The sequence below is a fragment of the Mesorhizobium sp. M1328 genome (assembly GCF_040318075.1).
Classification (GTDB): Bacteria; Pseudomonadota; Alphaproteobacteria; order Rhizobiales; family Rhizobiaceae; genus Mesorhizobium.
This window is the reverse complement of sequence record NZ_JAMYLO010000001.1, coordinates 758,983-785,017: the sequence shown is the minus strand read 5'-3', so window position 1 is coordinate 785,017 and position 26,035 is coordinate 758,983. Positions and strand designations below refer to the sequence as shown.

19 protein-coding genes and 1 pseudogene are annotated in these 26,035 nt (G+C 62.4%); 11 read left to right on the top strand and 9 right to left on the bottom strand.

Going from position 1 to position 26,035, the window contains the following annotated elements:
* Positions 1-4 precede the first annotated feature (4 nt).
* Positions 5-889 carry a pyridoxal kinase PdxY gene (pdxY, locus tag NKH23_RS03905; RefSeq protein WP_352977070.1) on the top strand — a complete coding sequence of 295 codons (885 nt, stop codon included), beginning with the start codon at positions 5-7 and terminating at the stop codon, positions 887-889.
* A pseudogene (locus NKH23_RS03900) lies at positions 886-1,748 on the top strand (DUF429 domain-containing protein). Before pdxY ends, NKH23_RS03900 begins: the two are co-directional and overlap by 4 nt.
* 31 nt (positions 1,749-1,779) lie before the next feature.
* On the opposite strand, the gene NKH23_RS03895 reads toward NKH23_RS03900, so the two are convergent.
* A complete protein-coding gene (locus NKH23_RS03895) occupies positions 1,780-2,982 on the bottom strand; it encodes an aromatic ring-hydroxylating oxygenase subunit alpha (protein WP_352909689.1) in 1,203 nt (400 codons plus the stop codon).
* Positions 2,983-3,402: 420 nt separating this feature from the next.
* On the opposite strand from NKH23_RS03895, the gene NKH23_RS03890 reads away from it, so the two are divergent.
* Positions 3,403-3,807 (top strand): hypothetical protein, encoded by a 405-nt coding sequence (locus NKH23_RS03890; protein ID WP_023678146.1) that lies wholly within the window; start codon positions 3,403-3,405, stop codon positions 3,805-3,807.
* A 90-nt stretch (positions 3,808-3,897) separates the two neighbouring features.
* Here NKH23_RS03890 and NKH23_RS03885 read toward each other — a convergent pair whose 3' ends face one another.
* Both NKH23_RS03885 and NKH23_RS03880 read right to left on the bottom strand, forming a co-directional pair.
* Positions 3,898-5,985, bottom strand: a complete 2,088-nt coding sequence (locus tag NKH23_RS03885) for a PAS domain S-box protein (protein ID WP_352977069.1) — start codon at positions 5,983-5,985, stop codon at positions 3,898-3,900.
* 39 nt (positions 5,986-6,024) lie between these two features.
* Entirely contained in the window at positions 6,025-6,804 is a 780-nt protein-coding gene (locus tag NKH23_RS03880; RefSeq protein WP_352492215.1) for a response regulator, read from the bottom strand.
* A 46-nt stretch (positions 6,805-6,850) separates the two neighbouring features.
* On the opposite strand from NKH23_RS03880, the gene NKH23_RS03875 reads away from it, so the two are divergent.
* Positions 6,851-7,537: a response regulator transcription factor gene (locus tag NKH23_RS03875; protein WP_292663715.1), complete on the top strand. Its 687-nt coding sequence runs from the start codon at positions 6,851-6,853 to the stop codon at positions 7,535-7,537.
* A gap of 76 nt (positions 7,538-7,613) precedes the next feature.
* On the opposite strand, the gene NKH23_RS03870 is transcribed toward NKH23_RS03875, so the two are convergent.
* On the bottom strand, positions 7,614-7,781 hold the full coding sequence (locus tag NKH23_RS03870; RefSeq protein WP_352909684.1) for a hypothetical protein: 168 nt from the start codon (positions 7,779-7,781) through the stop codon (positions 7,614-7,616).
* 601 nt (positions 7,782-8,382) lie between these two features.
* Here NKH23_RS03870 and NKH23_RS03865 point away from each other — a divergent pair.
* Positions 8,383-8,847, top strand: coding sequence for a L,D-transpeptidase (locus tag NKH23_RS03865; protein ID WP_023721319.1), 465 nt, complete (start codon positions 8,383-8,385; stop codon positions 8,845-8,847).
* 62 nt (positions 8,848-8,909) lie between these two features.
* Here NKH23_RS03865 and NKH23_RS03860 read toward each other — a convergent pair whose 3' ends face one another.
* Together NKH23_RS03860 and NKH23_RS03855 are read right to left on the bottom strand one after the other, a co-directional pair.
* Positions 8,910-11,993, bottom strand: a complete 3,084-nt coding sequence (locus tag NKH23_RS03860; protein ID WP_352909682.1) for an efflux RND transporter permease subunit — start codon at positions 11,991-11,993, stop codon at positions 8,910-8,912.
* Positions 11,990-13,267, bottom strand: a complete 1,278-nt coding sequence (locus tag NKH23_RS03855; RefSeq protein ID WP_502908374.1) for an efflux RND transporter periplasmic adaptor subunit — start codon at positions 13,265-13,267, stop codon at positions 11,990-11,992. Before NKH23_RS03855 ends, NKH23_RS03860 begins: the two co-directional genes overlap by 4 nt.
* Before the next feature lie 150 nt (positions 13,268-13,417).
* Here NKH23_RS03855 and NKH23_RS03850 point away from each other — a divergent pair, with 150 nt between their 5' ends.
* The 5 genes from NKH23_RS03850 (at position 13,418) to NKH23_RS03830 (ending at position 18,034) form a co-directional block, all read left to right on the top strand.
* The gene (locus NKH23_RS03850) at positions 13,418-13,954 is read left to right on the top strand and encodes a TetR/AcrR family transcriptional regulator (protein WP_292663723.1); all 537 of its coding nucleotides are present in this window, start codon (positions 13,418-13,420) and stop codon (positions 13,952-13,954) included.
* 144 nt (positions 13,955-14,098) lie between these two features.
* Positions 14,099-15,703, top strand: coding sequence for an inorganic phosphate transporter (locus NKH23_RS03845; protein ID WP_353034232.1), 1,605 nt, complete (start codon positions 14,099-14,101; stop codon positions 15,701-15,703).
* A gap of 72 nt (positions 15,704-15,775) precedes the next feature.
* Positions 15,776-16,801 (top strand): transporter, encoded by a 1,026-nt coding sequence (locus NKH23_RS03840; protein ID WP_352718369.1) that lies wholly within the window; start codon positions 15,776-15,778, stop codon positions 16,799-16,801.
* A 167-nt stretch (positions 16,802-16,968) separates the two neighbouring features.
* Positions 16,969-17,613 (top strand): carbonic anhydrase, encoded by a 645-nt coding sequence (locus NKH23_RS03835; protein WP_352718371.1) that lies wholly within the window; start codon positions 16,969-16,971, stop codon positions 17,611-17,613.
* 10 nt (positions 17,614-17,623) lie between these two features.
* A complete protein-coding gene (locus NKH23_RS03830) occupies positions 17,624-18,034 on the top strand; it encodes a nuclear transport factor 2 family protein (RefSeq protein ID WP_352670458.1) in 411 nt (136 codons plus the stop codon).
* A 117-nt stretch (positions 18,035-18,151) separates the two neighbouring features.
* On the opposite strand, the gene NKH23_RS03825 is transcribed toward NKH23_RS03830, so the two are convergent.
* Complete coding sequence (locus NKH23_RS03825; RefSeq protein WP_353034230.1) at positions 18,152-18,580, bottom strand: hypothetical protein; 429 nt, start codon at positions 18,578-18,580, stop codon at positions 18,152-18,154.
* Between the two features lie 216 nt (positions 18,581-18,796).
* On the opposite strand from NKH23_RS03825, the gene NKH23_RS03820 reads away from it, so the two are divergent.
* The gene (locus NKH23_RS03820; RefSeq protein WP_352977066.1) at positions 18,797-20,845 is read left to right on the top strand and encodes a M3 family metallopeptidase; all 2,049 of its coding nucleotides are present in this window, start codon (positions 18,797-18,799) and stop codon (positions 20,843-20,845) included.
* 381 nt (positions 20,846-21,226) lie between these two features.
* Here NKH23_RS03820 and NKH23_RS03815 read toward each other — a convergent pair whose 3' ends face one another.
* A complete protein-coding gene (locus NKH23_RS03815) occupies positions 21,227-22,534 on the bottom strand; it encodes an LGFP repeat-containing protein (RefSeq protein ID WP_353034228.1) in 1,308 nt (435 codons plus the stop codon).
* A 254-nt stretch (positions 22,535-22,788) separates the two neighbouring features.
* Entirely contained in the window at positions 22,789-26,001 is a 3,213-nt protein-coding gene (locus NKH23_RS03810) for an AfsR/SARP family transcriptional regulator (RefSeq protein WP_353034226.1), read from the bottom strand.
* Between the last annotated feature and the right edge of the window lie 34 nt (positions 26,002-26,035).

Here is a 26,035-nt window from a genome sequence, read left to right as displayed (position 1 = left end):
ATCAATGAGTGCCGAAAAAGCCGACGCGCCGCGCGCGGTCATCGTCGTCTCCAGCCATGTCGCACGTGGCTCGGTCGGCAACCGTGCCGCCGTCTTTGCGCTGGAGACGCTCGGCTTTCCGGTTTGGGCGGTGCCGACCGTCATTCTGCCCTGGCATCCGGGGCATGGCCGGGCCACCCGCATCGTGCCGCCGCTGGACCAGTTCAAGGCGCTGATGACCGACCTCGAGCGCGCGCCGTGGCTGGGCGAGGTCGGCGCCGTGCTGTCCGGCTATCTCGGCGAGGCTGGCCAGGCCGAAGTCGTCGCTTCGCTGGTCGGTGCGGTCAAGGCGAAGACGCCGGACGCCCTCTATATCTGCGACCCGGTGATGGGCGATTCGGGCGGGCTCTACGTACCTGAGCCGACCGCAATCGCCATGCGCGACCGGCTGATGCCGATCGCCGATATTGCCACGCCCAACCGCTACGAGCTGGAATGGATGGCCGGAGCGCCGCTGCCCGACTTGAAATCGGCAATGGCTGCAGCCCTGCAAGCCGGCCCACCGGCAATGCTGGTCACTTCGGCACCAGCGATGATGGCCGGCGGCACGGGCAATTTACTGCTCACCGGCAGAGAGGCACTGCTTGCCGAACACCGGCTCATCGACAAGCCGCCGAATGGGCTCGGCGACCTGACGGCGGCCGTCTACCTGGCGCGGATCCTGTCCGGCCAGCCGGCCACCAAGGCGCTGCAATCGACCACGGCAGCGGTCTACGAGATCCTGGCGCGCACCGCCAAGCGCGGCGGCGACGAATTGCAGCTCGAGACCGATGCCCAGAGCCTGTCGCACCCGATGGCGATGGTGCAGCTTCGCCATCTCCTGCATCCGGAACGGGACCGCCGGGCGTGAGGCAGGCCGAAGACGGTGCGCCCCAGGATGATGCGCCCAAGGATGTTGTGCCCGATCATGTTGTGCCTGGGGATGTTGCGCCCAGGGGTGTTGTGCCCAGGGGTGTGGTGCTTGTCGGCGTCGACGGTTGCAAGGCCGGCTGGATAGCCGTCCGCCGCGATCCCGGTGCGGCACCGTCGACAGCCGTTTTCCCAAGCTTCGCGGCGTTGCTCGACCGACTGCCCGTCAATGCGATCGTGGCGGTCGATATGCCAATCGGCCTGCCCGATTTCTCCCAAAGAGGCGGCCGCGGCCCGGAGGCACTGGTGCGGCGGCTGCTTGGGGCCCGGCAGTCCAGTGTCTTTGCCATCCCCCTCCCGCGCCGCGCTCTACGCGGAGATCGAGGCCTTCACCACGGTCGACGCCTGGTACGCCGCACATCGCAAGGCAAGTGAGGTGGCCAAGACGACATCAGATCCGCCGCGCGGCGTCTCGATCCAGGCCTTCGGCATCTTCGCCAAGATCCGCGAGATCGATTCGCTGCTGATCGCGCGCCCCGAACTGCGCAGCCGCGTCTTCGAATCGCATCCGGAAGTTGCCTTCTGCAAACTGAACGGCAACCGGGCGATGCGCCTGCCAAAGAAGATCAGGGGCAACATCAATCCGGCCGGCATGGCCGAACGCAAGGCGCTGCTTGCCCAGCATGGTTATAGCCAGGATTTTCTCGACCAGAGGCCGCCGCGGCGCGGGCGCCGACGATTTCCTCGACGCCGCGGCGATGATGCTGATTGCCGGACGCATCGCCAGAGGCGAGGCAATGCCGTTTCCGGATCCGCCGGTCGCCGATCGTTACGGCATTCCCGTCGCCATCTGGGCCTGAGGACCAAGGCTAACATTTTGGGCAGCATGCGTCAGGAGCGTGATCTGAGCGCCTCATTGAGCGACCACATATCCTTCTCCTCGGGCGCGGTCTCCAATCCGAGCACGGGAATTTGCTTGCGCAAATGGTCGTGGTGGGTGCGCACCCCATATTCGAGATCGGAAAAGTAAAAACCTCCGAAGGCTTCGGACAGCATGGATTCGTTGGACCATATCGAAAGCTGTACATCCTCAGCCAGCGTGTCGCGGTCGATGCGGTAGGATAGGTAACGGGCAGCCGCCTGCTCCCTGGGCTCGTCGCGATAGCGGTAGATGGCGCCGCGCAGCAGCGTCTCACCCGTCGACAGCGGGAATTCCTGATAGAACTGCACCGATTCCGGCATGATCGACAGCGCGTTGTTCGGGAAGATGCCGTAGTAGATCCAGGCCTTGCGCAGGTACTCCGGCAAGTGCTTCGCCTCGGGTGCGAGCTTGATGTATTGCGCGACGCTCCAGCGCCGTCCGGCATGCGGATTGTAAGTGGCGAACGAGCGCGACACGCCGTTGACGAACGGCTCGTCGAAATAGGTCGCACCGTAAAGATCCTGCAGCGCCGGATGCGCCATGGCGACGTGGTAGCCTTCATTGTCGACATCGCGCACCGACTTCCAGTTGACCGGCGTCTTTTGGGTCCACATGCCCCAGGACGGCACCATCTCGGCCACGCCGTAATGAGCAATCTCGGCTTCGATCGGCTTCAACAGCTCGGCCACAGATGGCTGCGGCCCACCCTTGCGGAAGCGGATGAAGATGAAGCCCATCCAGATTTCGAGCTCGAGCGGCATCAGGCCGAATTCGGTCTTGTCGAGGTCGGGGAAGGAACGCGGGCGGGCAGCACCGCGCAGCGTGCCGTCGAGATTGTAGACCCAGCCATGGAAAGGGCAGACCAGCGCATTCTTGCAAGTGCCCTGGCTGTCGGCAACGACGCGACTGCCGCGGTGGCGGCACATATTGTTGAAGGCGCGCACCACGCCATCCTTGCCGCGCACGATCAGCGCCCGTTCGCCGACCACATCCATCGTCAGATAGTCACCGGCGTTCGGCACGTCGCAGACATGGCCGGCGATCTGCCAATGGTTGCGGAAGACGTGCTCTTTCTCGAGCTCGAGCAGGGCGTCGGAATGATAGCTCCAGCCCGGCAGGCCCCGCCGATCCCAATCGTTGGGGATTGCCACGTCACGCAGATGCGGGTTCATAAAAAGCTCTTTATTTATTGAATGATCGTTCAATAAAAGCATATTTTCCGTTGAAATGCAATGGCTTGTGAAAATGGGGCGAATTCTTGACGGGAAATCGAGCGGGATTTGAGAGCCGAGTCCGAACGATCGAAGCCGGGAAAATCCCGGGAATTCCAGACGTTAATCCCCTCACGCGTGTTAAACGCCCGACGCTCTGTGGGCCTGGAAAGGCGACGTGGATCTGGTGCCGTGGATAGCGGAAAGCGAGCACAGAATGCCACCGGTGCTGCCAGCTACGCCTGATCGGTTTGCCCAGGAATGGCCCCGGGCTTGGTTTCATGCCGGTTACACAATCGTTAATCCATCATCGTTGGCCGGTTACAAGGTGCGATTAAGTTCGTTTCAACAGGGAAAAGAAGAAGACCGAAGGAAACGACGATGCGTACGAAAATCCAGATCACCGATACCGACCTTCGCCAGCAGGGTCCCCAGCGTAACGACCGGCGCCCGAAGCTGGCGCTGCGCCAGCGCGCCAGTGATCATCCAATGGCGATGTTCATGCTGCTGGCGGCTGCCGCATTTGCCGGCATGGCGCTGACGCCAACCGTCGGTCCGGCCTTCGCCTCACTGAACCCGCCGGCCAACCTCATCGATGGCGCGACAACCACCACCAAGACGGCGCGCCTGCCGATGCCGGAGATCGATTTTGCCTGCAAGGGGCAGGCCTGGGGCGCCGAGAGCCTGGATTGCCTGCGCGTCATCGCTGCCCAGTCGGGCAAGGCACGACCGGTCCGCATGATCGCCAATGCCGCCCCGCTGGCTGATACGCCGAACGTTTTTTGATTTTTTGCGAGCGCCCTCCAGCACTCCAGTCAGGCTCCCGCCGCAATGTCGGCCGGGAGCCTTTTTTCTTCCGGGGAGAGATCGCGGAGTCTAGCCGCCCAGAGCGACCTGCTCGGCAATGGCCGAGAGCACGCCGCGCACATCCAGCGTGCTGAACGGTTTTTCGAGGATTGGCGGTCGCTGCTGCGCCGGCAGCGCTTCGATCTCGCCTTTCGCGCCGATCAGATCGCCGGTGACAAGCACGAAGCGCCGCGCCAGACCCGGCAGTTCGGCGAGTAGCTCGCGATAGGCGGCTATGCCGCTGGTGCCGGGCATGCGCAAATCGGAAAACACGATGTCCGGCGGCACATGGCCGCTCAGCGTCGCGTCGGCCGAGACCCAGGCCGGCACGATCCGCGACTTGATGCCCATCAACTCCAGAATGTCGGACAGCGACGCCGCGACATCCGGCTCATCGTCTATGATCAGGGCGTGACGCAAGCCGCTCGACCGTGACGGAGCTTCGCCGGCGGCGGCGGCGACGGCCGCGATAGCCGGCAGCTGCACGACAAAACGCACACCTCTCGGCGAAACCTCCTCGAACCAGATATTGCCATTGTGCCGCTCGATGATCGATTTCGAGATCGACAGGCCGATGCCGGTACCGACACCGACCGGCTTGGTGGTGAAATAGGACTCGAATATGCGTGAACGTATCGCTTCCGGCACGCCTGGGCCGTTGTCCTCGACCGAGAATCCGGGATTGCCGCGGTCGCTGCGAAACGTCCGGACCTTGATCCGCCGGTCGCCGGCAATGCCGGCCAAGGCGTGCTGGCTGTTGATGAGGAAGTTGGCGGCCACCTGCGTCACGTGGTCGGCATCGGCCATCGCCAGCAGCGGGCCGCTGGCGAAATCGGTGTCGATGATGATGCCGCTCGACCGTGCGCCATAGGCGGTCACTTCGAGTGCGGCGCGGATCACCTGGTTGAGGTCGGTTTCGGCCTGCGCGGCCGGGTGCAGGCGGACCATCGACAGGAAGCTCTTGACGATACGGCCGCAGCGCTCGGCGGCGGCGCGTACCTTTTCGGCGCGCACCTTGGTCTGCGGATCGGCGGCGAATTCGTGCAGCAGCGTCGACTGGGCGACAACCACGGCCAGCGGATTGTTGAGCTCGTGCGAAACGCCGGCAAGCAGCGAGCCCATCGCCGCCATCTTCTCGTTCTGGTGCAGTTTTTCGCGCTGGCGGTTGATTTCCTCCTCAGCCCGCAACTTATCGCGCAGGTCGCGGATGGAGCCGAAAATCAGCTGGCGATCGGCGACGCGCATCTCGGTTGCCGTCAGCTCGATCGGAAAAACCTCGCCGGCGGCATTCTGGGTGACCGTTTCGAGCCGCTGGCCGACCATCGGCGCGCCGCGGCCCGACATGTACTCGGCGCCCGACGCATAGCCCTTGCGGTAATATTCCGGGACGACCGTGTCGAGCAGGTCCTTGCCGAGGATATCGCTGCGTCGATAGCCGAACATCTTCTCGGCGGCCGGATTGAATTCGATGATCGAGCCGGTCTCGTCGATGACGATGATGGCGTCGAGCGAGGCCTGCAGCATGGTGCGGCGAATGACGTCGCTGGCATGCGCGTCGGAGGGCGACCGTTCGATGGCATCGCCGATGGCGAGTGCCACCATGTGCAGCGCCGCCTCTTCCTGGTCGGTCCATTCGCGTTCGTTAACGCAGTCGTTGACCGCCAGCGTGCCCCACAAATTACCGTGCGAAAAGACCGACACCGACAGGAACGACTTGATGTTCTGCTTTTCGAAATCGGTCCGCAGAAAGCCTTCGAGATCGCGTGTGTGCCCGGCGAATATCTTGCCTTGGCGCTCGTCCTCCGCCAGCTGTTCCAGCAATGGGTCCGAATCGACGACCGACTGCATGATGACGGTCGGTGACGCCAGTTCGCCGGCAAACCGGGAGGCGATCCAATAAGCGGCGACCGACTGGGCGAAGCCCTGGCCGGGCAGTTCGCGCAGGCGAAACAGGATGCCGCGGTGACAATCCATGGCTTCGCAAAGCGTCTGGAGGATGCCCTCCATCTCGCGCTGCCAGTCGCCGGCTTCGCGCAGCCGGCGAACCACATGCACGGCCGCCATCGCCGCGCCCTGCCTGGCGCCCTGCGTGTCCGCGCGTGCTGTTTCAGCCGTCATGGTCATTTCCTGGCCGTGGCTTGCTCAAGCCGCCGCGCCTTAGTTGTTTTCACCGGCTGGCAGCGAGAAGATATAGCCTTCGCCGCGCACCGTGCGCAGGAATTTCGGATTGGCCGGATCCGCCTCGATCTTCTTTCTCAGCCGCATGATGCGGATGTCGACGGCGCGGGATGATTCCGGGTCCTCGACGAAACCGATCGCCTCGGAGATCGCCGCCCGCGTCAACAGCCGGTTGGCGCGCGTCAGGAACACCTCCAGCACGTCGAACTCGCTCTTGGCCATGTCGATGACCGCGCCGTTGGCGCCGGTGACGAGCCTGCCGTCAAGATCGGCGTGAAAGGGTCCGAAGCTCACGGACCGGCGGCCGCCGGATGTTTCAGCCTTGGCCTTTTGTGGCTCGGTCGGCTCCGGAACGCGACGCAGCACGCTGCGCACCCTGGCTAGCACTTCGCGCAATTCGTAAGGCTTGACGATGTAATCGTCAGCGCCGAGCTCCAATCCGACGATGCGGTCGAGCGCGGTACCGGCGGCCGTCGCATAGATGATGCCGATCGGCATTTTCGACCGCATCCAACGGCCGAGCGACAGGCCGTCCTCGCCCGGCATGGCGATGTCGAGAATGGCCAGATGGAAGGACTGCGTTTCCAAAAGGTCCCGCGCCGCCGCCGCACTTTCGGCCGTGGCCACATCATAGCCGCTGGCGCCGAGATATTCGGCGACCGCATCCCTCAGGTCTGGCTCGTCCTCGACAATGACAATTCGTGCCCGCACGATGCTTTCGCTCCCGCTTTCAGCGGAAAGTAGATTGGGTATAAACATGATGTCCAGCACTCTTCTTGGGTTGCCGTTTGCGGGGTAGAAAAACATGGCTGCACGTTCCGTCATCGCGCTTGTTTCCGTCGCTGAAGTAATTGCGACCGATCTCGCCGATCATCTCGAGCGGCGCGGTCATGACGTCCGTGCGGCGCGACAGCCGTGGGAAGCCGAATCGCTGCTTTCGGAAAAGGGCATCGACGTCGTGGTTGTCGGCGACAGCGTCAGCCAGGCGGAGGGGCGCGACCTGCTCAGGCGACATGGCGGCGAAGGTGGACCGGATTTCATCCTGATCTGCCGACCGGCCGATCTGGTCGACAAGGTTCTCGCGCTCGAACTCGGCGCCGCCGACGTCGTCGAAAGCCCGCTCAATGTCAGGGAGCTTGCCGCTCGCGTCGGCGGCCTTCTGGCTCGGCGCGGCAGGAGCGCCGGGGAACTGATCGTGCTGGAGAACGCGACCGTCGATCTTAGATCGGCCATCGTCATGCACCGCTCGGGCACGGAAGAACAGCTGTCCCCGGGGCAGGTGGCGCTGCTCAGGCTGTTCCTGGCCAGCCCGCGCAAGGTGCTGACGCGGGACGACATCATCGCCGCCGCACCCGCCGAAAATGCCGAAGCCTTCGACCGGTCGATCGATTCGCGCATCGTGCGGTTGCGCCGCAAGCTCGATACCGAAACCATCACCACCATACGAGGTGCGGGTTACCGGTTCGATCCGCCTACGCAATTCGCCGATTGAATGCAGGGCACCCACCCTTTTGTTTTGAGCATCGGGTTTTCCCAAAACCGGTTTCCACTTTGGGGTCCGATGCTCTTCAGCGCACCACGAGAAGCGACGGGCCGGACGGCATGTCATTGTTCGAGCTGACCTCGCCGGCATGGGCACGTTCCTTCAGCAGCACGGTGGCGAGGCCGGCAATGCCGAGCAGGCCCTGCACGTAGAGCAAGGCAGAAAGCACGGAAGCGGCGAATTTCGTTTTCATCCTGTTCGTTCCTCAAAATTGGAATTTGCGGGCACTTCAGGGGACCCCCCGAAGCGCCCGCGCCGCCAGCGGAGCCCCCCGTTGCGGCGCGGGCCTTCGGTCCTCTCGGCTGCAAGTTGCCGGAGGCGCCGCGCATCCTCAACGGCTCTAAGCCGCCCCCGCCAGAGGGGCTTGAGCCGGTCGACGCGCAGGCTGGAAACTGTCCAGACCAATCCAGACCGTAGCGAAAACAGTGTAGGCTTCCGATCGTTCGTTGCCGGCTGTTTTCGTTAGGTCAACTTTGCCTGTTCGCTGTATCCGGATCATGCCGCCAAGGCCGCGCTTTGTTGCAGCTCGGTTTCGGAGTCAGGTGAATTCCTCTCAAACGAAAGGCAATCGCGTATTCGTGCCGCGGTTTGGCCGATCTGCTTAGGCAAACACGCCACCGTCATGACAACGTCGCGCAACTGCAAGCCGCTTTGCACGGACCTTTTTCTGTTAACCAGGGGAAACAGAATCGAAACAGAAACGAGCATCCAACGAAATCAGCTTGAAACATGACGCCCCGATAAGCCGGTCATCGAATTGAGCCGGTCCCGACCGGCAGAATAGGGGAGACATCATGTACACTGCCATTTCCGCCAAGCTCATCAACATCGCCGCCGCCGTCATCACCGGTGCTGCCTTGCTTGTCAGTGCCGGCAACAGTGCAGCCCACGCCGCCGCCAACAAGATCGTCGCGCGTGTGTCGCTATCGCAGCAGACCATGGAAATCCTGGTCGACGGCCGGCCGACATTCGCCTGGAAGGTCTCGACCGGCGACAGGACGCACGTCACGCCGACCGGTTCGTTCAAGCCGACCCGCATGCATGAAATGTGGTATTCGAAGAAATACGACAACGCCCCGATGCCGCATTCGGTGTTCTTCAGCGGCGGCTACGCCGTACATGCGACAAGCGCCATCAAGCGCCTCGGCCAGCCAGCCTCGCATGGCTGCGTGCGTCTGCATCCGGACAACGCCGCCGATTTCTACCAGCTCGTGGAGGTCTTCGGCCCGGCCAACACCAGCATCGTCATCGTCAAATGAGCGATGCTTCTCGTCGCTCCCAGGAAAAGGCCGGAAATCCGGCCTTTCTTTATTAGCGCAGTCTAATTCGGCATTACCGGCATCAGCTTCGGATCCGGCTTTTCGGCGTGATGCGGCAGGTCCTTGCTGGCGATAAAGGTGTAGAACATCGGCACCACGAACAGCGTGAACATGGTTCCGACCAGGATGCCGGTGAAGATCACCAGGCCCATCGAATAGCGTGCCGCGGCACCCGCGCCGCTGGAGATGATCAGCGGCACCACGCCGAGCGCCATCGCCGCCGTCGTCATCAGGATCGGCCGCAGCCGCACCTTGGCCGAGGCGATGATCGCATCACGCCGCCGCATGCCGTGCATTTCACGCTGCTGGTTGGCGAACTCGACCAGAAGGATGCCGTGCTTGGTGATCAGGCCGATCAGCGTGATCAAGCCGACCTGGGTGTAGATGTTGAGCGTGCCGAGCCCGATATTAAGCGGCACGATCGCGCCAAAGATCGAGAGCGGCACCGCCATCATAATGATCAACGGATCGCGGAAGCTTTCGAACTGCGCCGCCAGCACCAGGTAGATGACGAGCACAGCCGCCGCGAAGGCGATGATGATCGTGTAGCCCTGTTGCTTCTCCTGCCTCGACTGGCCGGTATAGTCGATGAAGAACGTGTCGGGCAGACTTTCCCTGGCGATGTCCTCGATGGTCTTCAGCCCGTCACCGGTGGTGACGGTGGGCAATGGCAGAGCGGAAATCGTGGCGGAGTTCAACTGGTTGAACTGCTCGATGGCGGCCGGCGACGCGTTGGTCGAGATCTTCACCACCGCCGAGAGCGGCACCATCTCGCCCGACACGCTGCGCACGAAATACTCCCCCAGCTTTTCGGGATTGTCGCGGAATTGCTGCGGTACCTGCGGGATGATGTCGTAGCTGTTGGATTCGCGGTCGAATTGCGCCACCTCGGCGCCACCGACCAACAGGGTCAGCGTCCGGCCGATGTCGGCGATCGGCAGGTTGAGCGCGGCGGCGCGATCGCGGTCGATCGTCACCGTCACTTCCGGCGCGTCGTAGGACATCGAATTCTGCACGGCGAGGAAGCGACCGGAGGCCTGCGCCTTGTTCTTGATGTTCTCGGCCGCCTCGTACACCTGGGAGGCCTCGCCGGTCGAGCGCACCACCATTGTGATTGGCAGGCCGCCGCCGGAGCCGGGCAGCGTCGGCGGCGCGAAGACGAAAGCCTCGACGCCTGCCACCTTGGCAAGGCGGGCAGTGATGTCTTCCTGAAGTTCCTTCGAGCTGCGCGCGCGCTCGGCCCAGTCCTTGAACGCAAAGCCGACGAAAGCGCTGTTCGTCGGGCCTTGGAACGCGACGGCGGAGAACCGCGCCCTGGTTTCGGGGATATCATTCACCAGCCCGAGAATCTGGTTCACATAGGTCTCGGTGTAGTCCGACGTCGCATAGCGCGGCGCGTTCACAATAGACAGCAAGAAGCCCTGGTCTTCTTCCGGCGCCAGTTCGCTCGAGGTCTTGGTGAACATGAAACCGGTGGTGGCGACCAGCGCGAGGACGATCATCAGCGTCACCGGGCGATAGTTCAACGAACCGGTGACCAGCCGCTCATAGACGTGTTCGACGCGCCCGAACGTATTGTCGACAATGCGCTGGAAGCGGCTGTGCGAGCCGGACCTCAGGATACGTGCCGACATCATCGGCGTGATGGTGAGGGCGACGACACCCGAAAGCACCACCGAGCCGGCAAGCGTCACCGCGAATTCGCGAAACAGTGCGCCTGTCAGACCGCCGGTGAAGGCCAGCGGCGCGAACACCGCGGCCAGGGTTATCGTCATGGCGACGACGGCGGACGAGATCTCCCGCATGCCGTTGAAGGCCGCCTGCATCGGCGACAAGCCGTCTTCCTCCATGTGGCGGTGGATGTTTTCCACCACCACGATAGCATCGTCAACAACCAGTCCGATCGCCAGCACCATGGCCAGCAACGACAATAGGTTGATCGAATAACCCAAAGAAAACAGCAGGAAACAGACGCCGATCAGCGACAGCGGAATGGTCACGATCGGCATCAGCACCGAGCGGAACGAGCCGAGGAAGAGCAGGATGACGACGATGACGATGGCGACCGCCTCGCCGATGGTCTTGAACACCTCCTCGATCGACGCGCTGATCTGCTCGGTCGAATCATAGACGATCTCGATCGTCATGCCGAGCGGCAGCGTCTCCTGGATGGTCGGCACAATCTTGTGGATCGCCGCCGCGGTGGTCAGCGGATTGGCGGCCGGCGTCGGAAAGATGGCGAGAAAGATGCCGGGCTTGCCGTTGAAGGTGACCCTGGTGTCGGTGCTCACCGCGGCGAGCTCGACGCGGGCCACGTCGCGCAGTCTCACCACATTGCCGTCTTTCGAGCGGAGCGGAAGGGCAGCGAAAGCCTCCGGCGTCTGCAGGGTCGAGCGAACCGTGATCGAGGAAGCCACATATTTGTTTTCGGTATCGCCGGGCGCAGAGAGGAAATTCGATTCGTTGATGGCCGTCAGCACTTCCGCCGCCGTCACGCCGCGCGCCGCCAGTTTGATCGGGTCGATCCAGACACGCATCGAATATTCGGCGGCGCCGAAAATCTGCACGTCGGCGACACCTTCGACCGTCGAGATACGCGGCCGCACGACACGCTCGATATATTCGGTGAGCTGTTCCGGCGTCATGTTCGGGTTCTGCATCGAGATGTACATCATCGCGAACTGCTGGCCGGTGCCCTTGACGATCACCGGGTCTTTGGTTTCGTCCGGCAGATCGCCGCGAACGCTCTGAACCTTCGACAAGACTTCGTTCAGCGCGACGTCGGGGTCGGAGCCGAGCTTCATCTGCACTGTCACGGTGCTGGAGGACGGCCGGCTCGACGACGTGACATAATCGATGTTTTCGGTCGAAGCGACGGCACGCGCGATCGGCGCGGAAATGAACCCCTGGATTAGGTCGGCGCTGGCGCCGGGATAGGCCGTGGTGATCGTGATGGCCGTTTCTTCAACCTCTGGATACTGCCGGATCGAAAGGTTGAAAATGCCCTGAAAACCCAGAAGCAGGATCATGCAGGCAAGCACGGTCGAAAGGACCGGGCGGCGGATGAAGAGGTCGGAAAAGCTCATTGCTGGGCTGCCTGCTGGTTCCCTGGCTTGCTCGGATCGATCGTGTTGTCGACGGCAACGGACATGCCGTTCGAGAGCCGGTTCTGGCCGGCGGTAACGACTTCGTCGCCGGGCTGGATGCCTTCCAGGATCTCGACCAGGCCGGCGTTGTGGCGGCCTGGCTTGACGAACACCTGGGCGAGCACGAGCTGTGGCTTCTGTTCTTCCGCTGCCGGTTTGGCTTCCGCTGCCGGTTTGGCTGGGGTAGCGGCCGGCTTTTCTTCGGGTTTTGCCGCGGGTGCTTCGGCTGCGGGCTTGGCAGCATCTGCAGCCGGCTTTTCCTCCGGCTTCGCCTCGGGAGCCGCCCCGTTGGCTTCGGCGGATTTCGCCGCGCGCACCACGAAGACGAAGTCGCCGTACAGGCTGGAAGTCAGTGCCGTCTGCGGCAGCGCCAGCACGTTGTTCTCCTCGGGCAGTTCGATGCGCACCTGGACGAACTGGCCCGGCGTCAGCTTGCCTTCCGGATTGCCAACCTCCGCCCTCACCGTCACCAGCCGGCTCGTCGGGTCGATCTTCGGATCGATACCGCGGATGCTACCGGCGAACGGCATGTCGCCGCCGCCGACGCCCAGCCGCACCGTCTGTCCGATCTTCAGCTGCGGAAGCTGCTGCTCCGGCACGGTGAAATCGACACGCATCGTATCCATGTCCTGCAAGGTCACCACAGCGGTGCCGGGTGTGAGATACTGCCCAAGGTCGATTTTCGGAATACCGACGGTACCCTTGAAGGGGGCCGTCAACTGCTTTTGGTCGAGCACCGCTTGCAGCTTGTTTACCTGCGCGGCGGAGACCGATGCTGCTGCCTGCGCCGTGTCGAGCGTAGCGTCGGTGCCGACCCCGCGCTTCTGCAACTCAAGAGCGCGCATCAGCGTCGTCTGGTCGGATGTGGCTTGCGCCTTCGACGCAACGAGATCGGCTCGCTCGACGGCATCGTCGAGCTGCAGCAGCACGGCGTTGGCGGCGACCTTCTGATTGGCATGGAACAGGATGTCCTTGACGATGCCGGCAGTTTCGACCGTGAGGTCGACACCGCGTACGGCACTGACAGTGCCGATCGCCTCGATGCCGGGCGTCCAGGACATAGGTTTGACAATGACCGTCGACACGGTCGCGGCTGGCGGCTTCATGGTGGCGAAGAACTGTTTGATTGCATTGTCGCGGAACAGGTTGAAGCCGACGATGCCGCCGCACACCAGCACGAGCAGAATGAAGGCGATGATGAAGCGCTTGATCACGAACAGTCCCCTCGGCCATGGCCCAGCATAACGGTCGGACGACCGGAACACATACCTGTGACTGGTCCCAATTTCAAATGACGGCGATCTTACTGTACCGTCTGGACGGTCTTGTCAATTCCGCCTAAGCTAATGAATGGGGAACGCTTGATGAAGGCCCGCAGAGCAAATTCGCGCGAGAAGATTCTCGCCGCCGCCGCCGACGTGGCGCGCGAGACGGGTCCTGGCAGCCTTTCGCTGGATGCGGTCGCCAGCCGTGCCGGCGTGTCGAAAGGTGGTCTTCTCTACAATTTCCCGACCAAGGCGAAATTGATGCAGGCGCTGGTGGAGGATTACCTCAGTGCGTTCCAACAGGCGCTTGAGGCCGCCCGCACCAACGGTGTCAGCGGTGAGAGCCCGCTTGCGGCCTATATCAGGCTTTCGGCCGAGCATGCGGAGGAGTCGAAACCGTCTGCGTCCTGGATATTTTCGGCGATTGCCGAGGATCCCGATTTCCTGACGCCGATAAAATCGTTCAGGCGGCAGCTGTTCCAGCGGCTGAAGGGGGAGACTCCTAACCTCAGGGCGCTGCTGGTCTGCTATCTCGCCATCGAAGGGCTTCGCAGCATGAACCTGTTCGGTTCGGACATTCTCTCCGCCGAAGAGCGCCGGCTGCTGATATCGACGCTGCTGGAGATCGCGGAATAGTCCAGGAATGCGCCGGCCGGGTTCAGTTGCCTCGGTCGCTTCGATCGCCCGTTTGCGTCGACCCAAAGTGCCTGCCGTCACACAGGCTTCATTGTGCCGACATAGCGTCCTCCCATTCTTTGCTGCAACGCAGGAGGAGTGGGTATGGTCGATATTGTTTCAAGCGAGGCAGGAATTCCAAGGCCGGAGCATCCGCTCGACCGGCCAAGCGGCACCGGCAAATGGTTTCTGCCGGCCTTTGCCGTCATTGTTCTGGGCGGCCTTGCCTATGTCGGCTACGCGCTCAGCCAGGACCTGACCAGCACCGTCGCGGTGCCGTGGATCCTGCTTGGCCTGGCGCTGCTGATCGCGCTCGGCTTCGAATTCGTCAACGGTTTTCACGACACCGCCAATGCGGTGGCAACCGTGATCTACACGCATTCCATGCCGGCCGAGCTTGCGGTGATGTGGTCCGGCTTCTTCAACTTCCTCGGCGTGCTTACCGCCAGCGGAGCGGTCGCCTTCGGCATCATATCGCTGCTGCCGGTCGAGCTGATCCTTCGGGTCGGCTCGAGCGCGGGGCTAGCCATGGTTTTCGCGCTGCTGGTCGCAGCGATCATGTGGAACCTCGGAACCTGGTATCTCGGCCTGCCTGCCTCGAGCTCGCACACGCTGATCGGTTCGATCATCGGCGTCGGTCTCGCCAACCAGTTCATGGCCCCGGCCGGCTCCGTCACTAGCGGCGTCGACTGGTCACAGGCATCCAATGTCGGCCTGTCGCTTCTGATCTCGCCGCTGGTCGGATTCGGCCTGGCCGCGCTGCTGCTTCTGGTGATGAAGCTGCTGGTCAGGAACCGCGAGCTCTACGAGGCGCCCAAGTCGAGCGCTCCGCCGCCACTGTGGATTCGCGCGCTGCTTATCTTCACCTGCACCGGCGTGAGCTTTGCCCACGGCTCCAATGACGGGCAAAAGGGCATGGGCCTCATCATGCTCATCCTGATCGGCGTGGTGCCGACCGCCTTCGCGCTCAACCGCACACCGGACGTGAACTATCTCGAAGCTTACAAATCCGCGGCGACCCAGGTCGAAACGGTACTCGGCAAATACGTCAAGCCCGGCGTCGCTGTGACCGACGCGGCGACCGTGGTCGGCGACGCCGTTCGCACCAAGACCTGGAAGGACGAGACCACGCCTGCCCTGCAGAGCTTCGTCCACGACACCAGCGCCATGTTGTCGCCCTATCCGTCCGTGGAAAAGCTGCCGACAACGCTGGTCAGCAACGCCCGCAACAACATCTATCTTACCGGTGAAGCGCTGAAGCTGATCGACAAGAGGAAGCTGCTGCCGATGCAGGCAGACGACCTGAAGGCGGTGACGACCTATCATAAGGCCGTCGACAACGCGACGAAGTTCATCCCGCTCTGGGTCAAGGTCGCCATCGCGCTGGCGCTCGGCCTCGGCACCATGGTCGGCTGGAAGCGCATCGTCGTCACCGTCGGCGAGAAGATCGGCAAAAGCCATCTGACCTACGGCCAGGGCGCGTCCGCCGAGCTTGTCGCGATGGCGACGATCGCATCGGCCGACTATCTCGGCCTGCCGGTCTCAACCACCAATGTGCTGTCGTCGGGCGTTGCCGGCACCATGGCGGCGAATGGTTCGGGCCTGCAATGGTCGACGGTGCGCAACATGCTGATGGCCTGGATACTGACCCTTCCGGCCTCCATCTGTCTTGCCTTCGTGCTGTTCGTCATCTTCCGCCAGGTATTCTGAGCGGGGGCAGGGTTTGACCAGAATGTCGCGGCGCCGCCCGGATCATCTGAACGTGCATCGTTTCGGCCGGCCATGAATGACGCATCGCATCTGACATTGCTCGCCGCGGACGATCAGCACCATACTCCTGGGCTGGTCTGGGCCTATCATGCCGCTCCCGGCAAAGCTCCCGAACCGCTGGCGCCCCGAGACATAGAACCCGCGCTGGCCTCAGCGGACGGCTGGGTCTGGCTGCATGTCGACCTAGTCGACCGGCGCGCCCATTCCTGGGTCAGCCACGCCTGCGCGCTGCCGGCGTCGGCTCATGCGATCCTCGAAGGACATGAGGACAGCCTGGTGCTGGCGCATGAGAATGGCGTCGTTCACGGCATTTCGGCCGACCTGCATGGCGAGATCGCCCATCAGTCGACGACCATCGGCAGATTGCATTTTGCGGTCTCGGAGCGGCTGCTGGTCACCGGCCGCCGGCATCCGCTGGCGGCGGTGGAGGAAGTGCACACTGCCCTTGCCGCGGGGCTGCGGCCGGCCACGGCATTCGAGCTGTTCGAAACGCTGGTCATGGCTTTTTGCAAGACCACCAGCCTGCGGCTCGCCGCGGCGACGAAGCGCCTGGACGCAGTCGAGGATCATCTCGTGACCGAGCGGCTTGCAGACGAAAGACGGCAGCTGAAGGATGTGCGCCGCCTTGCCGTATCCCTGCATCGGCCGATCTCGGCCCTGGCAGCGCTTTTCCAGGATGAAGACCGTTCCGCGTGGAACCTTTCCGCCGGCGCACATGAAGTTCTGCGCCGGCTTGCTGCGCGCCTTGAACGGCTCGACCGCGAGGTCGTCATGATCAACGACCGGGCAAGGCTGCTGCAGGAGGAGCTTGCGGCTGAGCTTGCCGACGAATCGAACCGCAGCCTCAAGGCGCTGGCGGTGATGAGCGCGCTGCTTTTGCCGGGAACGCTGATCGTCGGCATTTTCGGCATGAACACTGGCGGGCTGCCATTCACCGAGAGCCCCAGCGGCTTCTTCCTGGCGATGCTGCTCGCGGTCGGCGCGACCGCCCTGTTCTACTGGCTTCTGCTGCGCGCCGGCGCCAATCTGCGGTTCTGAGGCCGATTAATGGCGCCGTTCGTTCACCTGTATGCAAAGTACGGGCTGGCACGTCGAAACCACGCCATCCCGCCTTCCGAAAATCGGTTCCGATTTTCGGGCCGATGCGCTAGAGCCTTTCGGGATTGAACCGTGCCTTTAACCCGGAAAGGCTCCCGCCGCTGCCCATGCCCCACCTTCCCGAGCATCTTCTCACCGGCTATCGCAGTTTCATGAGCGGTCGGTATCTCACCGAAAGCGGGCGTTATCGCGCGCTGGCGCGGGAGGGCCAGGCACCGGAAACGATGATCGTCGCCTGTTGCGATTCCCGCGCCGCGCCTGAAGCGATCTTCGATGCCGGGCCAGGCGAGTTGTTCGTGCTGCGCAATGTCGGCAATCTGGTGCCGCCCTATGCGCCCGACGATCAGTTCCACTCGACATCGGCGGCGCTCGAATTTGCCGTGCAGAGCCTCAAGGTCAAGAACATCGTGGTGATGGGTCACGGCCGCTGCGGCGGCATCCGCGCAGCACTCGACACCACGGCCGCGCCGTTGTCGCCGGGTGATTTCATCGGCAAATGGATGAGCCTGATCGCGCCGGCGGCCGAGACCGTATCGTCGAGCACCTTCATGACCGCGACCGAGCGCCAGACGGCGCTGGAGCGCATCTCGATCCGCTATTCCATCGCCAATCTGCGCACCTTCCCTTGCGTCTCGATCCTCGAAGGCAAGGGGCGGCTGTCGCTGCACGGCGCCTGGTTCGACATCTCGACCGGCGAGCTTTGGGTGATGAACAAGGACACCGGCGATTTCGAGCGGCCCGACACGGAGTAGGAGGCTGGGCATGGTGCGACTTCGGGACGCGTTCGCGGCTGCGGCACTGCTCTGCTCGGCAGATTTCGCCCGTGCCGACGACAGCGCGATCATCGACCGCTGGTATTCGGCACTGCTCGTCGCCGACCGCAGCGAATTGTCGGACCTGCTCGCCGACAACGTCCGCATCAAGCTCGATGACCTCGGCGTCGTGCAAAGCAAGCAGGAATTCATCGCCTCGATCGCCGAGTGGCAAGGCGCCGTCGCCGGGGCCGAAATCCGCCATCGGATCGAGAAATCGGAAGGCGGCGTCACCACTGTGATCGCCTGCTATGATTTTCCCAGCAACGACATGCTGATGCAGGAGACCTTTGCGGTCGCCAACGACCAGATCACCGCCAGTTCGCAAGCCGCGATCGCCGAAAACTGCGACGGTTACTGACCGAGTTTTCCGCCCAGGGCTTTTTTGGTGACGGGCGCTGGAATTGCCGATGTTATTTCGCGTCTAAAAAGCGCACTGTCATCGTAGTTCCCGTAATTCCACCCAATATCGAGGTCTCTAAAACGATATAGACGACACGATTGCTCGGGCAACGTCCAATTCTTTCAGGCAATCTGTATCATTAGCCATACCAAGGTATGTCATGAATACAACATCATTCCCATTCGACAAATACCAGGCAGACAACAATTGATCATCGGTGTCGGACAATACGCCAACAGAGATTATGTTTTCGGACTCGTTCTTTGTGATATTCCCTGCATCTATGGAATTATTCTGACAAAACTGGAGCATAAACGTTCTCAGAGCGTTAAAGTCTACGTTTGGTTTTTCTCCGCCACGATACTTCGCAATTGAGAATTGAATCGCGCCGCAGCCGTCCGTTTCTTTGGCTAAGGTAGGTGGCGATCCCTCAGGAAGATCGCCGGCTATGTCTACCCATCCGGCAGGCAGGTCGAAGGTGAGGCCATGGAATTCTACTCTCATTAAGGTTCCTTTGGATGGTGTCAGGATGCGAGTGGAAGCCTCCGTCGAAATAAAATGCATGTTACAAGATAATATCTTGGTAGGCATTGAATTCGGCTCGAACGATACTCGCAGCACCATGTGGCCACGCTTTAGCACTACCAGGCGCTGTTGCGTGGAGCCGGCCGCCGCCTTACATCGGTGACGATCCACCTCCCACTCAGCGAAAGTTTGTCCATGCCGTCCACCGTCGACCTCGCCGCCCATCCGCTGACCGCATGGCAAGGGCCGCTCGGCCTGCCCGATTTCACGCGCATCGGCGATGGCGATTTTTCTCGGGTCTTCGACGCCGCCCTGAAGGCGCATGAAGCCGAGATCGAGGCGATTGCCGGCAACACCCGGACGCCGACGATCGAAAACACGCTTGCCGCACTTGAGCTTGCCGGCGAGGCGCTCGACCATGTCTCCTCGATCTTCTGGTGCCGCGCCGGCGCCCACACCAATGAGGCGATCCAGGCGCTGGAGCGCGACATCTCGCCAAAGATGTCGCGGCATTTCTCGGCGATTTCGATGAACGAGCGGCTGTTTACCCGCATCGACGATCTCTATCAGCGCCGCGATGCCTTGAAGCTCGATGCCGAAACGCTGCGAGTCTTGGAAAAGACCTGGAAAAACTTCGTCCGCTCCGGCGCCAGGCTCGACGCCGAAGGCAAGAAGCGGCTCGCCTCGATCAACGAGGAATTGTCGTCGCTCGGCACCAATTTCGGCCAGAACGTGCTTGCCGACGAGCGCGACTGGGCGCTGTTCCTCGATGAGGCTGACCTTGCCGGCCTGCCGGAATTCCTGAAAAGCTCGATGGCGGAAGCCGCCGAGATGCGCGGCCAGAAGGGCCGCTACGCGGTCACTTTGTCGCGTTCGATCTACGAGCCGTTCTCGACCTTCTCAGAACGCCGCGACCTGCGCGAGACAGCGTTCCGCGCCTTCATCATGCGTGGTCAGAATGGCGGCGCTACCGACAACACGGAAGTGGTGCGCGACATGCTGCGCCTGCGCGCCGAGAAGGCGAAGCTGCTCGGCTATCCTTCCTACGCCGCATTGAAGCTCGACGATACCATGGCCAAGACGCCGGAGGCGGTGCACGCGCTGCTCGATCCGGTCTGGGAAAAGGCGGTGGAAAAGGCCGCAAGCGACCAGGCCGGATTGCAGCGGCTGGCGGCCGAGGCCGGCAGCAACGAGAGATTCGCCGCCTGGGACTGGCGCTTCTATCAGGAGAAGCTGCGCGCAGAGAAATTCGCCTTCGACGAGGCCGAGCTGAAGCCGTATCTGCAGCTCGACCGCATCATCGAGGCCTGTTTCGACGTTGCAACGCGATTGTTCGGCATTTCTTTCGAGGAAAAGAAGGGCATTGCCACCTGGCACCCGGACGCTCGGGTTTTCGTGGTGAAGAATGCCGACGGCAGCGAGCGCGGCCTGTTCCTTGCCGATTATTTCGCGCGACCCTCGAAGCGCTCCGGCGCCTGGATGAGCGCGCTGAAATCCGGCTACAAGCTTGGCGATGGCTCCAAGCCGGTCATCTACAACATCATGAATTTCGCCAAGCCGCCGGCCGGTGAGGCAGCGTTGCTATCGGTTGACGAGGCCAAGACCCTGTTCCACGAATTCGGCCATGCGCTGCACGGCATGCTCACCGACGTTACCTGGCCATCGGTCGCTGGCACCTCGGTCAGCCGCGATTTCGTCGAGCTGCCCTCGCAGCTCTACGAACACTGGCTGACGGTGCCGGCAGTGCTGGAAAGGCATGCGCTGCATGTCAAGACCGGCAAGCCGATGCCAAAGGCGCTGGTCGACAAGATGCTGGCGGCGCGCACTTTCGGCGCCGGCTTCGCCACGGTCGAGTTCACCGCCTCGGCCTTGGTCGACATGGCCTACCATGCGCGGCGGGATGCGCCGCAAGAGCCGCTTGGTTTCGAAACCGAAACGCTCGAAGGGCTCAACATGCCCGACACCATCGCCATGCGTCACCGCACCCCGCATTTCGGCCATATCTTTGCCGGCGATGGCTATTCGGCCGGCTACTATTCCTACATGTGGTCGGAAGTTCTCGACGCCGACGCTTTCGCCGCCTTCGAGGAAACAGGCGATCCCTTCAACCCGGCGCTGGCCGAGCGGTTGCGCAAGAACATCTACGCCGCCGGCGGCTCAAAGGACCCGGAAGAACTCTACACCGCCTTCCGCGGCAAGATGCCTTCCCCGGAAGCGATGATGGCCAAGCGCGGGCTGGTGTGATGCATGCCCGCTCTTGTCACCGTTCTCTTTCCATCTGATTGATGTCGGCTGTCATGGCGTCGGGTTGCGCACCGCCTGATCCGGTTTCCGCCGGTCCCGCTCGGCCTCGTTGGCTGCGGCCGCGTCGTTGAGGTGACTGCCTTAACGCGGTCTCCATCGTTCCGGCCGAAGGAGCCGGGTTGATGGCGGCGCTACGGGCTGTGCGGGGGATGGCAACGACAGCTTGCCCGCTATGCTGATCGGCGCTGCCGCATCTGGACCGAGCCTTGCGACGACCGCTACGGAAATAAATCTCTCAGTCGCGAACTGTCAGCCCCGCCAACGGAAAGGCGGGGCTGGTAAGTTGATTGTCCCGGCAAGCTTTTTGCCGGGGCGATTGGCCTAGGCAGGCACAAAGCCAAAATAGGCTTTGTAGGAAGCCCCGTCGCCGGAAATCAGGGGTGTTTCCACTTTGAACCCAATCCCATTGAAGGTGGTATTGTTCGTGCGTGCCGCGAGCAACACCATCTGCTTTGCGGAGATGGTCACTGTCGTGCTCCCGATCCTGTCATCGCCCCAGTCGAAGAGATCGCTGATGGCGCCGCCGATCGATGGCATCAAGGTTCCTAGGGCCGGGCCGGCGATAGCAGCAATGATAGGTCCCGCTACCGGAATGAGGCCCAAAGCAAGCGTACCGGCCGTATGGACGCCCATGACGATCTTCTGCACCTCGTCCTTGTATTTGTTGGGATCGCCAAAATCGTTTTCCATCAGCACCGTACCGATATTGATGCCGTAGGGCTTGCCTCGATAGATTTCCATAAGGTCGGGTCTTGTATCTCCGGCATCGACGTCGCCGTAGACCTGGCTGCGCTTGGTGTCGGCGATCTGCGGCGTTGTCACGCTGACGATGACATATGGTTCATCCGCACTCGATCCCTGATCCCAGTCGGTCTCGCCGAAGCAATGGAGGCCGGTATAGTGGACGACGACATCTCGAAGGTCGATCGCGCCGGTGTCGGGCCACCAGTATATGCCGCCGTTTTCAAACAAATTGGCGCGGCCTGCTTCGGCAAATTCGGTCTCGTCGGTGGTTGGGTACCCCAGATATGACCGCTCCCAGCCCAAGCTTTCCCACTTCTTTCGAATGTCGCCGTAAACCACGTTGGCTCCTGTGTTCGGCGTCCAGTAGATCGAGCCGGCGTTGGCAAAATGGTTGTAGCGCCCGACGCCGTCGGGAGTTCCGGTTTCGTCGGTGACCGGATAGCCGAGAACAGAGCGCTCCCAGCCCATTGCTGCCCATTTGCCGCGAATTGCCCCCCAAATCGCTTGAGCACCGGTATTCGGCGTCCAGTAGATTGAGGCAGTGTTGTTGTTGAAGTGATTGTATCGGCCGACGCCGTCGGGAGTTCCGGTTTCGTCGGTGCAGGGAATCCCCCACGCGAGACCGCCAAGTGCGATCCATTTCCTATAGATTTCGCCATGGATCTCAAAGGCGTTGTGCATGGCATCGTTGTAGCAAATGCATAAGCCATTCTTGAGATACCAGGCTTTTCCAGTGTCCTTCCGGTCGATCTCAGCGAAGCCGGCGCCTCCAAGGGAGTTGTACTTTTGCTGTATGACGGCTTCCGGCGAGAGGAGCGACCAAGGCCCGATCCTGAGCTGATCGGAAAGTCTTGTGGCTCCAGCGCGGGCGGCGCCGGCACGCACTCTCGAAGTTGCTCTGGCAGTATACGGCATGACCTTTTTCCTTCCTGTGAGTGTTGGTATCGGGGGCTTCAGGCCTCCGGCGATCGGTTGTGATCGACGGGCCGAGGTTCCCAGACCGCGACTTACGGACGGCTTACGGAGTTCCGAGCTGCGCCAGAGCAATTCCAGGAAAAGTGTGAAACGGTTTTCCGTCCGGGATTGCGCAAAAATAAGAGATAGAGCGGTTCGGCGTTTCCGTGAAACGATGAACCGGTCTAGAGAAACGGGCGCACGAGCGAACGCAGCAAAGGCGAGGGCTCGTCATCGCCGGTCGAAGCGAGCGCGCGTTCATAGCGCCGGTAATCCTCGATGGCGCCGGCATGGTCGTTCCTGGAGAGGCTCTCCTGGATGAGCGTGCCATGGAGTTTGGCCGATTCCGGGTAGAAATCGAGGGCACGCCGGCACGCCTGGCGTGCCCGATCCGCGTTGCCTTGGCTCTGCCAGTGTTTGGCGATCCGCACGGCAAGCTCCACAAACCCGTCCCGCACCCGGTCGGCCGCGGCGTTCGACCAGGCGGGCGTCGGGCCATTCGAGAAAAGCGGGCCGACAAAGCCTTCCAGCAGCATCTCCTGCTCCTCGATTGCGCTGTCTCTTCGGCCCGACAGGACGCGTTTCAGCCGGTCTTCCCAATCCTGCAGATCGATCCAGACCTTGTCGGCAGCGAGCCGCAAACGGCCTTCTCTCAGCGTTACGAGTTCGCCTTGCCCGAGCAACTTGCGCAAACGATGTAGCGCCTGCTCCAAGGCCGCTTTGGCCTGGTCGCCGTCGAGGTCGGGCCAGAGCCAATCCTGCAGGGTTTCCACAGAACAGACCTGGTCCCTCGACAGGCAGATAATGCGCAATATGTCGAGCGCGCGGGTAGGTTTGGCACCGGGCGCGACCTCGGCGCCATCGATCTCGAGGCGGAAGCCTCCCATCAAGTGGATCCTGAGCGGCCAAGGCCACTGGGCGGGTCGGCCAGCGGGCGGGACCAGATATCGCGCCCGAACGACGCGGCGGCAGAGATCGATGTCGATCTTTCGCTCCAGCGCGTCGGCGACCAGATCGGCCAATAAGTCCGGCAGGTTGAGCAGGATTGCGGAGGGGTTTACCTCGCGCAACGCCTCCATGAATTCAGCCAGACGAGCGCCATAGGGCGCGCCGCCGTTCCACTTCTGCTCCAGGGCCTGGGCGGCCAGAATGCTCAGTTCGACACGCTGGCGGGGGCCGCCGCTCAGCCTTTCGACGATTTCCTGAAGTAGCGCAATGGCCTCCGCCGGACGCCGATCGGCCAGCAGAACCTGGTATTTGGTGACGTAATGCGGCCAGCGTTCGATCATCGGCTCGTTCGCCCGCTCGATGGCATCCATGAAGACATCGCAGTCGAGATAGGCCTTATCGAAGTCGCCATTGCGCGTGTGCATCGCCGCATGGCAATCGGCGACCACCGCGACCTGGGTTGTGAACCTGCTGTCCGCAATCTCGCCCAGGCGGGAAACCAGCGCATTGAACTCCGAGAAGTTGTTGTGAAGCTTCATCAGCAATTGAAGCTGATAGAGGGCGCTGAACTCGACGCCCCGCAAGGCATGTTGCTCCCCTATGGTCGTGGCTCGTCGCAAGGCATCCTCGGCCGAGTCGTAGACAAAGCCGCGCCGCGAATAGGGGAAGTAACGGCCGCTGGCCGAGCCAAAGGACACCAGCCACATGCCGAGCACCAGCGGCGGGATATCCGGATGTTCGAGATCGGCGGCAACGCTGTCCACGGCATTGGCAAAAATGTCGCGATGCCCCGACGAGGTCGCGTAGTCGATGAGCGCTTCGCTTGCCAGCAGGCGCAACTCGACCGAATCCTCGATCGGCAGACGTATCAGGCGCTGCTGGATATCATTCACGAGGCGCTTCGCGTCGTGGGCTTCGAATTCGCCAGGTTCGGCGAAATCGATGGCCCGCAGGATGCCGAGCCTGACCATCATGAGTTCCTCCGGATCCAAATCCGGCAATCCCTTGGCAAGAAGCTGTGAGGCTCGGCGCGTCCACTCCGCCAGCCCCTCATGCGTACGCCAGCTGGCGGTCTTGACCACGACCGCCCGCGCGACGGTCAGGCATTGGCCGCGCATGTCGGTGTTCTCGAATGCTTGCCATGCCTTGGAGAAGTGCGGTTCGGCCTTCGCATCGTCCGATGCGAAGGCAACGCCCAGCCAATAATGGACCCACCCGTCCATCTGGTCGGACGGCAGCCTGTTGCACCATTCGACGAAGCTGGCCCGGCGCCCTTGCGAGAGAACGCCGTTAGCGCACTCCAGAATGAGCTGGCGTGCCAGCGGCCAGGCGCTCGCCTGCAACGCCAGCAAGATTGCCGCGTCGGTTTTGCCTGCCTCGTGCAGGACCTTTGCTGCCTGCTCGCGCAGCCTGGAACGGTCCGCTTCCGTCACGCGCCAGTCCAGCAGGCCGGCAAGGTATTCGCGCAACAAGTCATGCAGCTGGAAGGCGGCGCCGCCCGGACCGTCGCGCGTGATCAGCAGCTGGCGATGCTGCAGCCGCTCCAGCAGGCGAGCAGCCTGCGGCGAGCCCAGGAACGCATCGGCAAGCTCCGTGCTGATCTCCGGCAGAAGGTTGAGCCTGATAAGCAGATCCTGGTCCTCCGGCGCGATGTCGCGCAGGAAATAACGTCCGACAATCTCCCGAAGGCCGGCGCCTCCGGCAAGGCCGGTCTGCGAAAGCGGGTAGTACATTCCGGCGTTGGCCAGCAGGAGAAGGCCCACCGCCCAGCCGCGCGCCTCCGAAATGTCGCCGACCTCGGACGGCGATTGCGAGCGGGCGGCGACGAGGTTGCGTGCCTCCGCAGGCGAAAACTCCAGCAGCGTTTGGTTGAGGACCGGCAACTGTCCCGACAGCACGAGGTCGGCGACATCGCCCTCGGGCAGCATCCGCGATGTGCAGATGCAGCGGATGGTGTTGGGGCGTTCGCGCAACAGGATCGCCAGCGTCCGGCGGAAGCCTGGCGCGTCGGCACGATGCAGATCGTCGAGGACCAGGATCGTGCCGGGATCAAGCCGCGAGAAATAGGTGCGGAAGAACAGCCGCGCGAAATCGTCGGAATTGTCGGCATATTCCGGACCGAAGACGGGCATGCCGGCATGCCTGCCGTCGAGCGACAGCGTCAGATAGTGGAAAAGGCGCGCAACGTCCTGGTCCTCGGTGTCGACGCGATACCAGTTGTACGCCGATTCGCCTTGCTTCAGCCCGCCGTGTTCCAGCCCGCCTTGTTCCAGAAAGTCGATCACCGCGGTGGTCTTGCCGTATCCACCAGGCGCCGCCAGCCAGCATGCACCGCTGTCGAGGGCCTGCGAGAGCAGCGCCACTACGCGCGGACGGCTGACAATTCCCACTGGCCGGGGTGCCGAGAGCTTTGCTATCTCGCGCGGCGCGTCCCGGAAGGATTTATCCATTGTGAGGACTCTCGCAGCGCAGTCGCCTCGCGAA

Excerpts from the sequence above, each read along its gene's own strand:
- NKH23_RS03820 (WP_352977066.1), top strand. The coding sequence starts at position 18,797 with ATGCCGTCCACCGTCGACCTCGCCGCCCATCCGCTGACCGCATGGCAA.
- NKH23_RS03875 (WP_292663715.1), top strand. The coding sequence starts at position 6,851 with ATGGCTGCACGTTCCGTCATCGCGCTTGTTTCCGTCGCTGAAGTAATT.
- NKH23_RS03870 (WP_352909684.1), bottom strand. The coding sequence starts at position 7,781 with ATGAAAACGAAATTCGCCGCTTCCGTGCTTTCTGCCTTGCTCTACGTG.
- pdxY (WP_352977070.1), top strand. The coding sequence starts at position 5 with ATGAGTGCCGAAAAAGCCGACGCGCCGCGCGCGGTCATCGTCGTCTCC.
- NKH23_RS03825 (WP_353034230.1), bottom strand. The coding sequence starts at position 18,580 with ATGAGAGTAGAATTCCATGGCCTCACCTTCGACCTGCCTGCCGGATGG.
- NKH23_RS03830 (WP_352670458.1), top strand. The coding sequence starts at position 17,624 with ATGGTGCGACTTCGGGACGCGTTCGCGGCTGCGGCACTGCTCTGCTCG.
- NKH23_RS03880 (WP_352492215.1), bottom strand. The coding sequence starts at position 6,804 with ATGTTTATACCCAATCTACTTTCCGCTGAAAGCGGGAGCGAAAGCATC.
- NKH23_RS03835 (WP_352718371.1), top strand. The coding sequence starts at position 16,969 with ATGCCCCACCTTCCCGAGCATCTTCTCACCGGCTATCGCAGTTTCATG.
- NKH23_RS03860 (WP_352909682.1), bottom strand. The coding sequence starts at position 11,993 with ATGAGCTTTTCCGACCTCTTCATCCGCCGCCCGGTCCTTTCGACCGTG.
- NKH23_RS03865 (WP_023721319.1), top strand. The coding sequence starts at position 8,383 with ATGTACACTGCCATTTCCGCCAAGCTCATCAACATCGCCGCCGCCGTC.
- NKH23_RS03810 (WP_353034226.1), bottom strand. The coding sequence starts at position 26,001 with ATGGATAAATCCTTCCGGGACGCGCCGCGCGAGATAGCAAAGCTCTCG.
- NKH23_RS03885 (WP_352977069.1), bottom strand. The coding sequence starts at position 5,985 with ATGACGGCTGAAACAGCACGCGCGGACACGCAGGGCGCCAGGCAGGGC.
- NKH23_RS03895 (WP_352909689.1), bottom strand. The coding sequence starts at position 2,982 with ATGAACCCGCATCTGCGTGACGTGGCAATCCCCAACGATTGGGATCGG.
- NKH23_RS03890 (WP_023678146.1), top strand. The coding sequence starts at position 3,403 with ATGCGTACGAAAATCCAGATCACCGATACCGACCTTCGCCAGCAGGGT.
- NKH23_RS03845 (WP_353034232.1), top strand. The coding sequence starts at position 14,099 with ATGGTCGATATTGTTTCAAGCGAGGCAGGAATTCCAAGGCCGGAGCAT.
- NKH23_RS03840 (WP_352718369.1), top strand. The coding sequence starts at position 15,776 with ATGAATGACGCATCGCATCTGACATTGCTCGCCGCGGACGATCAGCAC.
- NKH23_RS03850 (WP_292663723.1), top strand. The coding sequence starts at position 13,418 with ATGAAGGCCCGCAGAGCAAATTCGCGCGAGAAGATTCTCGCCGCCGCC.